Raw genomic sequence first — 13240 nt, 5'->3', positions numbered from 1 at the left:
GTGCGCAGGGCTCGGAGCGCGGTGGCGGCGATCGGAGAGAGCGGATGAGCAACCGGGATTTCACGTTCGCGTGCGAGGGCGTCGAGGGCGGGCTCGACGCGTGGTCGGCCCTGGAGGTCGTGCGCTTCCACGGGCGAGAGGCGATGTCGTCGGCGTACCGCTACGAGATCGTGCTCCTCGCGCGCGAGGCGGCAGGGATGGGCGATGTGCAGGTGAGCGCGCTCCCGGGCAAGTCGGCGTCGCTGCGGATCGCGACCGGGTCGATCCCGGCGTGGAAGGTGGTCCACGGCCTCGTCGACGAGGCGGAGGAACTCGCGGCGCTGCCCGAAGGGCGCACGATACGGGTGATCCTCGCGCCGACGTGGACGCGGGCGACGTGGCGGCGGCGGAGCCGGATCTTCCTGGAGAAGACGCTGCGGGACATCGTGGACGCGGTGCTGCTCGGGGATCCTCGGGTGCAGAAGGGGAGCGGCGAGGCGCCCGCGCCGGAGCAAGGGGATCCGGGGTTCTCACCGGCGCGTGAGGCGTTCGCCTGGCGGATCCAGGATCCGTCGCGTCTCGACGACCGGCGGGTGCGGCCTTTCGTGGTGCAGTACAACGAGAGCGACTTCGCGTTCGTCGCGCGGCTGCTGGAGGAAGAAGGGATCGCGTTCCACGTCGAGAACGGCGCGGACACGAGCTTGCTGGTGCTGAGCGACGCGGACACGGGGCGGACGCGGCTCGCGCCGGCGATCGTGAGCGCGGCCATCAAGGAGCGGGAGGTGCGGACGTTCTTCTCGGGGGGCCGCTTGCGGCCCGAGGGCGTCGCGCTGGGGGAGTACAACTGGAAGCAGCCCGAGCTGCCGATGGCGATGCAGGCGGGCGACGGTGGGGCGGCGCTGTTCGAGCAGGCGTACCCGGGGGGCTACCCGGACCAGGCTGGGCAAGGGAAGCTGCTCGCGGAGGCGCGGCTCGGTCGCTACCAGACGGAGGCGCGCTTCGCCCGGGGTGAGGGGGAGCTGCGGGTGCTGTCGGCAGGGACGATCGTCGCGCTGGAGCACAAGAAGGCGCGGCACGAGGGGGAGTACCTGGTGACGGCGCTGGAGGTGCGCGGGGAGCAGTCGGGGGTGCTCCAGAGCCAGGCAGATGCGTCGATGATCGAGCCGTTCGCGGTGCGGTTCACCTGCGCGCGGCGGGGTGAGGGGGCGGCGGTGCGGGAGAGCGGGTTCCGGCCGGCGCGGACGACGCCGAAGCCGCGGATCCTGGGCACACAGACGGCGGTGGTGGTGGCCGCGCCCGGGGCACAGGGCGCGGAGATCCACGTCGGGGGGCCGGACGGGATCGACGTGGGCGCGGTGCGCGTGCGCTTCCACTGGGACACGGACGAGGCGCGGCTCGCGCGCGAGCCCGCGAGCGCCTGGGTGCGGGTCAGCGAGTCGTTCGCAGGCAGCGGGATGGGCGGTGTCTGGCATCCGCGGGTGGGGACGGAGGTGATCGTCGCCTTCGAGGAGGGGGACCCGGATCGGCCGATCGTGATCGGGCGGGTGTACAACGGGGTGAACCAGCCGCACGGGGGCGGGGCGCCGGAGCTGAGCACGTTCAAGTCCGACGCGAGCCCGGGGGGCGGCGCGCACAACGAGATCACCTTCGACGACTCGGCGGGCGCCGAGCGGATCTACCTGAACGCCGGCAAGGACATGGAGACCGACGTCGGCAACGACCGGTCCGAGACGGTGGGCGCGTGCGCGTCGATGGTCGTGGGCGCGAACGACGACGAGCAGATCGGGGGGAGCTGCTCGGTCAGCATCGCGGTGAACGAGACGGTCACCGTGGGCGGGAACGACACGGCCCTCATCGGGGGGAACGTCACCACGACCATCGGGGGCAACAGCCTGACGATGATCGGGGGAAGCGAGGCGCACCTCGTGGGCGCGAACCAGGTGATCACGGTGGGGGCGACGCGCACCGAAAACGTGGGCGGGAGCGTGCTGGAGACGATCGGCGCGTCGCTGACCACCACGGTGGCCGCGTCGGAGAGCGAGGATGTGGGCGCAGACCGGGCGACGACGATCGCAGGGGCGCATACGCAGTCGTTCGGCGCCGCGCACATCAAGCTGGTGGGGGGAAACCGGGACGCCTCCTGCGCCGACCTGCAGACGGACGTGGGCGCGGCGGCGGTGCGGATCGTGGCGGGGAACATCAAGACCGAGGTCGGCGGGAACCACGCGCTGACGGCTGGCGGCGTGGCTGCCTTCCTGACGCCGCATTACTCGGCGTCGGACGCGAACCGGAGCGACATCAACGACGCGAAGTTCAAGATCATGATGCATAACGTGACGGTCGGTGGCATCTCGCTCGGTGCGACGGGGCTGGCGACGTCGACGACGGGGGTGAGCCTCAGTGCCACGGGGCTGAACCTGGAGTACTCGGGGGTGCAGATCGACACCTACGGGCTCCTGACGCGGATCGATGGCGCGCACCTCCAGACCAAGGGCGTGAAGCTGCGGCGCGCCTTCATCATCAAACTCTGAGCGGCCGGCAGAGGCACGGGGACGGCGATGAGCTTCGACGATTTCGTCTTCGGGTGGGAGAGCAAGGGCGGGGCCCTCGGGTCGTGGGGTGGGCTCCGCGTGGTGCGGTTCGGCGGGGAAGAGCCGATGAGCGGGGTGTTCCGCTACGAGGTGCTGCTCCTCGCGGCGACGGGGGACGACGATCTCGACCCCCTCTCGCTGGTAGGGCGCCGTGCGAGCCTGCGCATCAGCACCGGCTCGCAGCCCGCGTTCAAGCTGGTGCACGGGGTGATCACCGAGGCCGAGGACGCCGCCGAGGTGCCCGAGGGGGCGGTTTACCGGGTGGTGCTGGAGGCGCCGCTCGCGCGGGCGCGCCACCGGAAGCGTTCGCGGATCTTCGTGGACAAGACGCTGCGACAGATCGTGGAGACGGTGCTGCGTGACGACGCGGGGATGAAGCTCGTGTCCGGCGCGATGCTCGATGCGCCGGTGGGCCTGCCTTCGTACCGGCCGGCCGAGGAGCGGTTCACCTGGCGCATCGGCAAGGGCGCGCGGCTCGACAACCCGAAGGCGCGGCCGTACGTGGTCCAGTACAACGAGAGCGACCTCGACTTCGTGTCGCGACTCCTGGAGGACGAGGGCGTCAGCTTCCACGTCGAGCACGGGGACGAGGTGAGCTTGCTCGTCCTGTCGGACACGGACGCGGGCCGGCCGCGGGTGGCCGACGACGACGTGCTCGGGCCGGGCAAGGACGCGCGGGAGATGCGGCACTTCCGCCTGGGCGGGCGGCTGCGCGCGAAGGCGGTGCGGCTCGGGGAGCACAACTGGGAGAACCCGGCGCTCGACATCTCGGCGGAGGCGAAGGACGGCGGCGACGGGGATCTTGCCGAGCACGTGTTTCCGGGGAGCTTCCTGGAGAGCCAGGAGCTGGGGCTTCCGCTGGCGCAAGCGCGGCTGGATCGCTTGCACACCGAGGCGTCGTTCGCAGTGGGCGAGGGGAGCACGCGGGTGCTGTCGGCGGGGGCGATCTTCACGCTGGAGCACCCGAAGGACAGGTACGAGGGCGAGTACCTGGTGACGCGCTTGCGGGTGGAGGGGCACCAGGACGGGGTGGTGTCGGTGCAGGTCGATGGGGGCGGCGGAGAGCCGTTCCACATGGAGCTGGAGTGCGCGTGCCGGGGCCGGGGCAAGGGGGTCAAGGAGAGCCGGTTCCAGCCAGCGCGGGTGACGCCCCGGCCGCGCATCGTGGGCGCGCAGACGGCGTTCGTGACGGCGGAGCCCGGGACGAGCGGGGCCGAGGTGAACCTGGGCGGCGCAGCGTCCCTCGGGTCGGTGCGGCTTCAGTTCCACTGGGACACGGACGCGGCGCGGCGGGCGAAGGAGCCGTCGAGCTCCTGGGTGCGCGTGAGCCAGCCGTTCGCACGCGGTGGGCAAGGCGGTCTGTGGCACCCGCGCATCGGGACCGAGGTGATCGTCGAGTTCGAGGAGGGGGATCCGGACCGGCCGGTGGTGACCGGGCGCGTGTACAACGGCAAGAACCGCCCGCCGCAGACGGCGCCGACGCACAGTTCGCTGTGGTCGCTCGCGCTGCCGGGCGGCGGGGTCAGGAACGAGATCTCCTTCGAGGACACGGCCGGCTCGGAGCGGATCTACGTGAACGCGGGCAAGGACGTGACGGTGGTGGTCGGGAACGAGCGCTGCGAGAACGTGGGCGCGAACGCACTGATGACGGTGGGCGGCGACAACACCGAGCAGATCGGGGCGAGCCAGACCGTCAGCGTAGGGGCGAACGACACGCTGACCGTGGGCGGAAACCAGACGGAGATCATCGGCGCGAACCAGGTGCGGGTGATCGGCGGCAACCGGGCGATGATCATCGGCGCGAACGAGGTGAGGACCACGGGCGCGAACCACGTGAACATGGTGGGTGGGTCGCTCGTGGAGGGGGTGGGCGGCAGCGTGGTCGAGTCCTACGGGGCGTCGCGGTCGACGAGCATCGCCGCGGGGTGGATCGAAGGCTACGGGGCGACGCGCACGCAGACCGTGGGAGCGCTGGCATTCCAGAACTACGGGGGGAACCAGACGACGACGGTCGCGGGGAGCCGGAACATCCAGGCCGGGGCGATGCAGGGCGTGCTGGTGGGGGGAAGCGTGAAGACGGAGATCGGGGGCGACGAGACGATCGACGTGGGCGCGGCGGCGATCCACGTGGCAGCCGGGCCGATCACGCACACGGCGGCGAACCTGGACATCGACGCGCCGGTGCAGATCCACCTCGTGGGCCTCAAGCTGAACCTGTTCATGGTGAGGATGTCGGCGACGGGTCGGTCGTCCGCGTTCACCGGCGTGTCGGCGTCGGCGAAGGGGACGAGCATGGGCCTGAACGGGGTGAACCTGAAGACGGTCGGGCTGCGCAGCACGGCCGAGGGCGCGAAGCTCGACGAGAACGGGGTGAGGCTGGTCGCCATCGGTGTGCTGATCCACCCCTCCGGCATGCACACGTACACCTGAAGGCGCCCGTGCACGCGCGCCTTTCTCTCCACGACGTGAACGCACCTTGAAGACGATCAAGCCCATGAAGCTCGGGGTCCTGACGCGGACCTTCGAGCTGGACCACAAGTACTACTTCGTCCCGACGATCCTGGTTCTGTGCGATCTGGGCGCGGAGCGGCGCCTCTTGCCGGAGGTGGATCTCTGGCGCCTCTCGGCGGCGGAGCTGGGCAAGGAGGCCATCCTCGACGAGTGCATGCCGAAGCAGCGCGGGGAGTTCCTGGTGCACGGGCGCTGCTACACGGCTGGGGCGGTGCCGAGAACGGCGGCCTCGGTGCGGGCGAAGGTGGGGAGCCTGGACAAGTCGCTGTACGTGATCGGCGATCGCGTGTGGCGGCGTGACGGGGTGCCCGGGGAGGCCACGCCGTTCACCGAGATGCCGATCCGGTACACGCGCGCGTTCGGTGGCGAGGGATACGCGCTGAACCCGACGGGCATCGGGGTCGCGCCCGTGAAGGGCGAGGACGGGCGCGAGGTCCACCCCTTGCCGAACATCGAGCACCCGAAGGCGCTCGTCCAGTCGCGCTCGGACCGGCCTGCGCCGGCGGGGTTCGGCCCGTACGAGCTGCTGTGGGCACAGCGATGGCCGAAGATGGGCACCTACGACCGGAAGTGGATGCGCGAGCAGCTCCCGGGCTTCGCGAAGGACATGGACCTGACCATGTGGAACGCGGCGCCGGAGGATCAGCAGCTCCCGGCAGGCTTCTTCGAGGGAGGCGAGGCGATCTACCTGGAGAACTTGCACCCGGAGCGGCCACGTCTGGAAGGGCGGTTGCCGGGGATCGTGGGCCGCTGCTTCGTGACGCAGCGCTCGGCCGAAGGCGAGGCATTCCACGAGATCCCGATGCGGCTCGACACGGTGCAGATCTTTCCGCACCTGGAGCGGGTTGCGCTGTCGTTCCGGGGGCTGTGGCGGGTCGCCGAGGACGACGCGGACGACATCCTGCACCTCCTGGTCGCGTGTGACGACACGGCAGAGCGGCGTCCGCTGGAGCACTACCGCGAGGTGCTGAAGCGGCGGCTCGATCCGAAGCGGGAGGCGTCGGAGGTGTTCCGCGACGGGGATCTCGTGCCACCGAACATCGGCGGTGGGGGCGGGGGCGGTGACATCGACGCGATGTTCGAGCTGACCCGCCGGGAGAACCACCTCCAGAAGAACCTGGCGGAGCGGGCGCGGCGCGAGGCGGAGAAGGTGCGGGCGGAGGTGATCGCGGCGGGCGGGGACCCGAGCACGGTGCCGGACGCGGAGGGGCCGAAGGTGCTCTCGGCGCCGACGTTCGAGGAGCTACCGGGCTTCGTGGAGCGCTCGGAGCGCGAGCTGGAAGAGGCGCAGCGGAAGATGGACGCGGCGCAGGAGAAGCTCGTCGCGGACACGCGCAAGCGCTACGCGGAGGCGGGGCGCGATTATGACGCGGCGGTGGCGAAGTCGAAGAAGGAGGGGGCCGGGCCGCCGAAGTTCTCCGCGGACAAGGAGATGGAGCGGCTGCGGGACATCCAGACGCTCTGCCAGAACGCGAACGTGGCGACGCCGGATCTGGACGCGACGCTCGCCGATCCGAAGACGGAAGCGAGGCTGCGGCAGGCGGAGGAGGAGGCGCGGGAGGCGTACCTGTCGGGGGCGCACCTCGCGGAGTACCGGCCAGCTCGGTTGGAGGAGCCGGCGCGCTCGGAGCTGCGGCGGCGGGTGGCGGAGGCGCACGCGGCCGGGAGGAGCCTCTCGAGGCAGGATCTGAGCGGGGCCGACCTGTCGGGCATGGATCTGCGGGGGGTGGACCTGACCGAGGCCTTCCTGGAGAACGCCGTCCTCGCGCGCGCGAACCTGGCCGGCGCACGGCTCTCGCGGGCGGTGCTGGCGGGGAGCGATCTCACCGAGGTGGATCTCTCGGGCGCGGATCTGAGCGAGGCGAACCTGGGCGCTTCGTACGCGCGGGGGGCAAGGCTCGACGACGTGACGCTGCGGGGCGCGGTGCTGAGCCAGGCGGATTTCACCGGAGCGTCGCTGCACCGGGTCTCGTTCGAGAAGGCGGACCTGTCGGACGTGGTGCTCGACGGGGCGTCGCTGACGCTGTCGCGTTTCGACAAGTGCATCCTCAAAGGCAACCAGCTCCGCGGGTGCGATCTGCGGGAGTCCACGTTCAGCCACGCGATCCTGGCGGAGGTGGATCTCCGCTCGGCGAACCTCGCGCACGTGACGCTGGAGCACGCGGCGCTCGTGCGCTGCACGCTGGACGGGGCGTCGTTTCTGAAGGCGGATCTACGGGGGATCCGGCTGGCAGAGCCGTGCTCGTTCGTGGGAGCGGATTTGACGGGGGCGATGATCGACGGGGCGACGCTGCGGGAGACGGACTTCAGCCGGGCCGACTTCACGGGGGCGAGCTTGAACTCGTCGGACATGTCGAAGTGCGTGCTGCGGGAGGCGAACCTGTACCGGGTGGTGGCGAAGAACGTGATGCTCTCACGGGCCGACCTGACGGGGGCGCGGCTCGTCGCGGCGAACCTGGAGGGGGCGGTGCTGCTGAAGGCGAAGCTCGGGCGGGCCGACTTCACGGGGGCGAACCTGTTCCGCGCCGACCTCTTGCGGGCGGTGGGCGACGACAGGACGTGCTTCACGGACGCGAACGTGACGCAGGTGCGGGTCTCGCCCAGGGAAGGTGGCGGGCCCGGGAAGCCGGCGACGGTGGATCCGCAGGCGCAGCAGCAGGCCGAGCAGGCGAACGCGAAGAAGGATCAGGAGAGCGCGAAGAAGGAGAGTCATGGACAAGAGCGCCCTCGTTGACCTGGTGAAGAGCGGCGAGGTCGTCTCCGAGGTCGACCTGTCGGGGCTGGATCTCGCCGGTGTGGATCTGTCGGGCGGCATCTTCGAGAAGGTGTCGTTCCGCGGGGCGGATCTGCGCGGGAGCCTGCTGAAGGAGGTGCTGTTCAGCGGCTGTGATCTGGACGGGGCGCGCATGGCGGGGGTGAACCTGCGCCACGCGACCGTGAGCGGGTCGGTGCTGCGGGGCGCCGATCTGGAGCACGGGTACATGGGGGTGACGAAGTTCCACGAGTGCGATCTGACCGAGGCGCGCTTCGTGGGGGCAGACCTCGTGGTGGGTGGCTTCGCGCACTGCGACATGACGCGCGCGGACCTGGGGGAGGCGAACCTGGACCGGGCAGGGATCGTGGAGTGCGTGGTGCCCGGGCTGCGGCTCGCCGGGGCGAACCTGAAGCAGACGACGCTCTACAAGGCGGAGCTCGTGGGCGCAGACTTCACCGGGGCGCGCTTCGACAACACGCTGTTCATCGCGGCCAAGCTCCAGGGGATGAGCTTCGCCGGGATGGACCTGACCCTCTCGCAGTTCATCGAGGCCGACCTGACGGGGGCGTCGTTCGAGGGGGCGATCGTGCGGCAGTGCAACTTCATGAAGGCGATCCTGGAGGAGGCCCGGTTCGATGGGGCGCAGGCGCAGCAAGTGATCTTCGTCGAGGCCCGGCTGGACCGGGCGAGCTTGCAGAAGGCGGCGCTGAACCGCTCGCTGTTCTCGGACGCGCGGATGCCGCTCGCCGATCTCTCGGGATCGGCCGTGGGGGAGTCGATCTTCCACCGGGCGCAGTGCGAGGGGGCGAAGTTCGTGGGCTGCGATCTGACGTACGCCGATTTCTCGCATGCCGACGTTTCCGCTGCCGATTTCTCGGGGGCGAAGGTCTTCCGGACGCGCTTCCACCGGGTCAAAGACGAGGCTACGCTCTGGTGCAGCCGGGTCGCGGCCCTCGGAGACGAGGCAGAGGTGGCCGAGTCAGAAGACTGGAACCCGCCCTACTAGGACGGCATCCGCGTTCGCTCGACGTTCATCGGAGTCTGGAGGAGAAGTATGCAGAACCTCGCACGCAAGCTGACCCGTCACCCGGTGACGCTCGATGAAGGCACGGTCGTCGACGTGAAGGAGGGGGCGCTGACGATCCGCATCGGCGACTTCGACTGCGTGGCGCGGCGCGCCAGGAGCTGCCTGGTGGCACCCCGGGTGGGCGACGAGGTGCTGATCTCGTTCGGGCGCGAGGGGCGGGGCTTCGTGCTCGCCGTGCTCACCGGGGAAGAGCGACCCGGCGAGGAGGCCGAGGCGACGACGATCGAGGTCGACGGAGACCTGGAGGTGCGCGTCGGCAAGGGGAAGCTCGGGCTACGGGCGGCCCGCGGGGTGAACGTGACCTCGGGCGACTCCCTGAGCCTGGTGGGCAAGGCCCTGAGCGTCAGCGCGCTCGAGGGGACGGTCTTCGTCCAGCAGCTCGGCTACCTCGGTGATCGGCTGAAGGCCGAGGTGCAGGCGATCAAGACGGTCGGCTCGGTGTGCGACGCCGTGTTCGAGCGCGTGTCGCAGCGGGTGAAGCGGTCCTTCCGCACGGTGGAGGACATCGATCACCTGAAGGCGAAGAAGATCGACTACGCGGCGGAGACGACGATGGCGCTGCGCGCGGAGCACGCGGTGGTCCATGCCGAGGAGCTCGTGAAGGTCGACGCAAAGCAGATTCAGCTCGGCTGAGGAGGGCACATCATGTTTGCGAACACGCAGATGGGCGGGCTGAACATCGGGTTTCCGGACGTGTGCATGACGCCCGCGCCTCCCGCGCCGGCGCCGATCCCCATCCCGTACCCGAACCTCTCCATCGGACCGCTCGGGGTCCCCTTCGTGCCGACGGTGCTCTACGGCGGCACCCCGGCCCACAACATGGCGACGATGATCCCCATCAGCATGGGGGACAATCCCGGCATCGCCACGGGCGTGGCCTCGGGGACGGTCATGGGCCCGACCCGCAGCCTGACGGCGGCGTTCTCGGTCCTGGTGGGGGGGCTGCCGGCCACGCGCCTGACGAGCGTCAACATCCACAACAGCACGAACGCACCGGGAATGCGCATCGTCCCGAGCCAGGTGCGGGTGCTGCTGCTCGCGCCTTGACCGCCTGACCTCCACGTCCTGCCCTCGACGCCTCGAGCGCCCCGCTCGACGCGCCTTCGACGCGCGCACGCGCACGGAGTGCCCGGTGCCGGGTCGCGAGCGAGCGGGCAGCCTTTTTCCCGCACTTTCCGGCCGCTTCGTGGAAGCCCTGCGATAGACTCGCGGCCCTGATGGAGGTCGTCTCAGCCAGCCCGCTGCGCGTCGCGTCGGTCGTCTGGCAGCCCATGAGAGGGGTCTACATCCTCACGGTGGTCTGCAAGGCGACGTACGCGCTGCAGCCCGACGAGTCCGTACTCGCGGACGTGCAGGATGATCCGAACGAGAGCGACGATTACTGGAACGACGACGAGCAGCGCAGCCTGAGCGCCGCGAGCGACCTGGTCCCCTTCAAGCAGGATGGCGACGTCTACCTGGTCGGTCACGCGCACGCGCCGAAGGATCACGCGGGCGGACCGCTCCTGGTGCGCCTCGTCGTGGGCGAGGCGATCGACAAGTCGATCGAGGTGCACGGAGAGCGGGCCTGGTCGTCGGAGGGTCGGCTGCTGGCCGAACCGCGCTTCTCGCGGGTGGCGCTGCGCTGGGAGCGCGCCGCCGGTGGGCCGGGGACGTCGAACCCGGTGGGCATGCCGCAGCACGCGCCGCCCGATGCGCGGAACCTGAGGCCACTGCCGAACCTGCAGCCGCCAGGGCTACGGCTCCTGGGGCCCGTGGACCGGATCCCGCCCGTGGGCTTCGGTCCCATCGCGCCGATCTGGCCCGAGCGAATGGCCCGCCTGCGCAAGAACGCCGGCGTGTGGGACCACCGGCACTGGAACGCGAGCCCGCTGCCGGTCGACATCGACAAGGCATTCTTCAACGCCGCGCCTCCGGATCAGCGCGTGGAGCAGCTCCAGGGAGACGAGCGCATCGTGCTGGAGGGGCTGCACCCGTACTTCCCGAAGCTCACGACGCGCCTCAGCCCGGTGACGCCGCGGGCCATGGTGGAGCGGGGCGCGACGACGCCGAAAGAGGTGCAGCTCCGCTGCGACACGCTGGTGATCGACACGGATCGCGGGGTGTGCACCCTGGCGTGGCGGGGCTGGGTGCCGCTGTCGTCGCCGGAAGAAGCGGGGCGGGTGATGGTGACCTGCGAGATGGGGCTGTCCCAGCGGAAGGTGGAGCCGCGGCGCGACGAGAGCGTGGATGGGGCGACGAAGGTGCTGCGGCCGGGCGAGAGCCTCGACGTGACGCTGGCGGCGCCGCTGCCGTTCGTGAAGAGCCAGCCCGCAGCGCCTTCCGCCCCCGCGGGGTCGGGTCCAGCGCAGGCCGCAGTGCCACCGCTGACGAGCTTCCAGAAGCTGATGATGACGTCGCAAGGGCTGGGGCCGTCGACGGCGCCGCGGCAAGGGGGGACGGCCCAGGGGGTCGGCGTGCCCAGCGGGCCGAGCCAGACGCCGCCGCCGCAGCCGACCGTGGGTCAGACCGTGGGCCAGGCGATGGCGGCGCAGGGGTACAAGACGCAGCAGGGCACAGCGCGTGGGTTCGGGGCGCCAGGGGGGCCAGTGCCAGGGGGGCCAGCGCCAGGACCGGCAGCCTCCGGACAGGTGACGCCGGGACAGGCTGCGACGACGCCAGGGCAGGGGGCACCAGGGCAGGCAACCTCGGGGTTCGCAGCGACGCCGGGCTTCGGTGCGGGAGCGGCCAGCGCCCCGGCGCCCAGGGAAAGTGGCTTCGGCGCCGGAGGGCCAGGTGACACGATCTCGGCGCCCCTCGTGGCCCTGGATCTCATCGACGACGAGACGACGGGCACGCTGCAGCTCACGCCCGAGGAGATGCAGAAACGGGCGACGCTGCCGTTCGTGAAGGCGGGAAGCCAGAGGTCGGCGTCGTCGACGCCCGGGGCCACTGTACCCGAGCCACCGGCGCCGCAGCCTGCGCCTCCGGCGATGCTGGCCAGGTTGCCGCCGCCACCTCCGCTCGACGTTCGGACGGAGCCTCCGCCCCCGCTGACCGCACCGCCTGCCCCTCCGCCGATGATGGGCCCCCGGGCGGCGCCTCCGCTCCCGCCGCCCGTCGTGGCAGCGCAGACGGCACCTCCGCCTCCTCCGCCGGTCGCGGCAACGCCACCTGCGGTCTCGGCAGGGCAGACGGCACCTCCGCCTCCTCCGCCAGCCGTGGCAGCGCAGACCGTATCGGCAGGGCAGACGGCACCTCCGCCTCCGCCCGTCGTGACGGCACCACCTGCGGTCTCGGCGCCGCAGATGGCACCTCCGCCCCCTCTGCCGACAGCGACGACAGCGCCGGGGAGGTCGGCCTCGACGGGTTCCATCGAGGCGCCGCGGCCGGCGCTCGCCTCTGCGCCGCCGCTCGCCACGGGGACAGGAGCGACCGTGCCCCGGCCTGGGGCGGCAGGGACGAGGGGGCCCGAGGTGCGGCCCTCCCCCAGGGATCCCAGAAGAACGGTGCCTCCGCCTGCGCCCACCGCGGCGCCGAGGGCGACGGCGTCTCCTCCGGGGGCCGCGGGGGCCGTGGGGGCCCTGGGCCCGACGCAGGCGCCTGCTGCGCTCTCGAAGGCGGCCGCTCCGACGTCCGTCTCCGGGGGGGCGAAGGGGTCGGCCCCGCCGCTGCCTGGGATCTCGACGAGCGAGGTGCCTCCGTCGTTGTCCCTCGGGGCTCTGGCGGTGTCGCCAGGCGCGGTGGCACCTCCGGCAGGCGGGGGTCCACCCGAGCCGCCGATGATCGGACCGCTGGCCGGACAGCTGCGTGACGTGAACAGCGAGCCGGCGCCGGGTGACGTCGTCGCCGCAGCAGCGCCCGAAGGCGAGGTGGCGCTGGACGACTACCCCATCGAGCGCTTCGCGACGATCACGGCCGAGATCGTCGAAGCGAAGGTCCCCCGCGCAGAGGTGCTCCAGGCGCACGCGCTGACCGAGCGCTCCTGGAAGACGGTCGAGCAGCACTGGCAGGAGGCGCTCCGTGCAGCCGCCGAGCGGGGTGACGATGGGCTGCAGACGGACAGCGACCGGGCTTACGTCGCCGCAGTGGAAGGGTTCCGTGGACCGATCCGCGGGGACGAGTACACGCAGATCGTGCTCAGCCTGGCCCAGGGGCAGATCAACCCGACGCTCGATGCGCTCGCGATCCAGCGGCCTGCCCTGATGCCTCTCCTGCGGCAGTGGACGAAGCGCGTCGCTTCCGACAGGACCGCGGCGAGCCAGGCGGCGGCAGCCCTCGCGACGATGCCGGCACCGAAGCGGCGCTGACCCACGGCGGCGCCCACGGCGCATGCTC

7 protein-coding genes are annotated in these 13240 nt (G+C 71.2%); all 7 read left to right on the top strand.

Annotation, left to right across the window (positions count from 1 at the left end; translation table 11 throughout):
* The first annotated feature begins 44 nt into the window (after window positions 1-44).
* The 7 genes from CMC5_RS23635 (at window position 45) to CMC5_RS48635 (ending at window position 13212) form a co-directional block, all read left to right on the top strand.
* Complete coding sequence (locus CMC5_RS23635) at window positions 45-2510, top strand: type VI secretion system Vgr family protein (RefSeq protein WP_050432547.1); 2466 nt, start codon at window positions 45-47, stop codon at window positions 2508-2510.
* Window positions 2511-2537: 27 nt separating this feature from the next.
* Entirely contained in the window at window positions 2538-5000 is a 2463-nt protein-coding gene (locus tag CMC5_RS23630; RefSeq protein WP_050432546.1) for a type VI secretion system Vgr family protein, read from the top strand.
* A 64-nt stretch (window positions 5001-5064) separates the two neighbouring features.
* A complete protein-coding gene (locus tag CMC5_RS23625; RefSeq protein WP_156338824.1) occupies window positions 5065-7815 on the top strand; it encodes a DUF2169 family type VI secretion system accessory protein in 2751 nt (916 codons plus the stop codon).
* Window positions 7793-8842, top strand: a complete 1050-nt coding sequence (locus CMC5_RS23620) for a pentapeptide repeat-containing protein (protein WP_050432544.1) — start codon at window positions 7793-7795, stop codon at window positions 8840-8842. Before CMC5_RS23625 ends, CMC5_RS23620 begins: the two co-directional genes overlap by 23 nt.
* A 48-nt stretch (window positions 8843-8890) precedes the next feature.
* On the top strand, window positions 8891-9556 hold the full coding sequence (locus CMC5_RS23615; protein ID WP_050432543.1) for a DUF3540 domain-containing protein: 666 nt from the start codon (window positions 8891-8893) through the stop codon (window positions 9554-9556).
* 12 nt (window positions 9557-9568) lie between these two features.
* Window positions 9569-9970: a DUF4150 domain-containing protein gene (locus CMC5_RS23610; protein ID WP_050432542.1), complete on the top strand. Its 402-nt coding sequence runs from the start codon at window positions 9569-9571 to the stop codon at window positions 9968-9970.
* Window positions 9971-10140: 170 nt separating this feature from the next.
* Window positions 10141-13212 carry a DUF2169 family type VI secretion system accessory protein gene (locus tag CMC5_RS48635; protein ID WP_050432541.1) on the top strand — a complete coding sequence of 1024 codons (3072 nt, stop codon included), beginning with the start codon at window positions 10141-10143 and terminating at the stop codon, window positions 13210-13212.
* Window positions 13213-13240 lie beyond the last annotated feature (28 nt).

Source organism: Chondromyces crocatus, assembly GCF_001189295.1.
GTDB classification, from domain to species: Bacteria; Myxococcota_A; Polyangia; order Polyangiales; family Polyangiaceae; genus Chondromyces; species Chondromyces crocatus.
This window is presented reverse-complemented; position numbering and strand designations above follow the sequence as displayed.

What these genes read in the sequence shown, in the direction of transcription:
- CMC5_RS23635 (WP_050432547.1), top strand. Translation starts at nt 45, where the DNA reads ATGAGCAACCGGGATTTCACGTTCGCGTGCGAGGGCGTCGAGGGCGGG.
- CMC5_RS23630 (WP_050432546.1), top strand. Translation starts at nt 2,538, where the DNA reads ATGAGCTTCGACGATTTCGTCTTCGGGTGGGAGAGCAAGGGCGGGGCC.
- CMC5_RS23625 (WP_156338824.1), top strand. Translation starts at nt 5,065, where the DNA reads ATGAAGCTCGGGGTCCTGACGCGGACCTTCGAGCTGGACCACAAGTAC.
- CMC5_RS23620 (WP_050432544.1), top strand. Translation starts at nt 7,793, where the DNA reads ATGGACAAGAGCGCCCTCGTTGACCTGGTGAAGAGCGGCGAGGTCGTC.
- CMC5_RS23615 (WP_050432543.1), top strand. Translation starts at nt 8,891, where the DNA reads ATGCAGAACCTCGCACGCAAGCTGACCCGTCACCCGGTGACGCTCGAT.
- CMC5_RS23610 (WP_050432542.1), top strand. Translation starts at nt 9,569, where the DNA reads ATGTTTGCGAACACGCAGATGGGCGGGCTGAACATCGGGTTTCCGGAC.
- CMC5_RS48635 (WP_050432541.1), top strand. Translation starts at nt 10,141, where the DNA reads ATGGAGGTCGTCTCAGCCAGCCCGCTGCGCGTCGCGTCGGTCGTCTGG.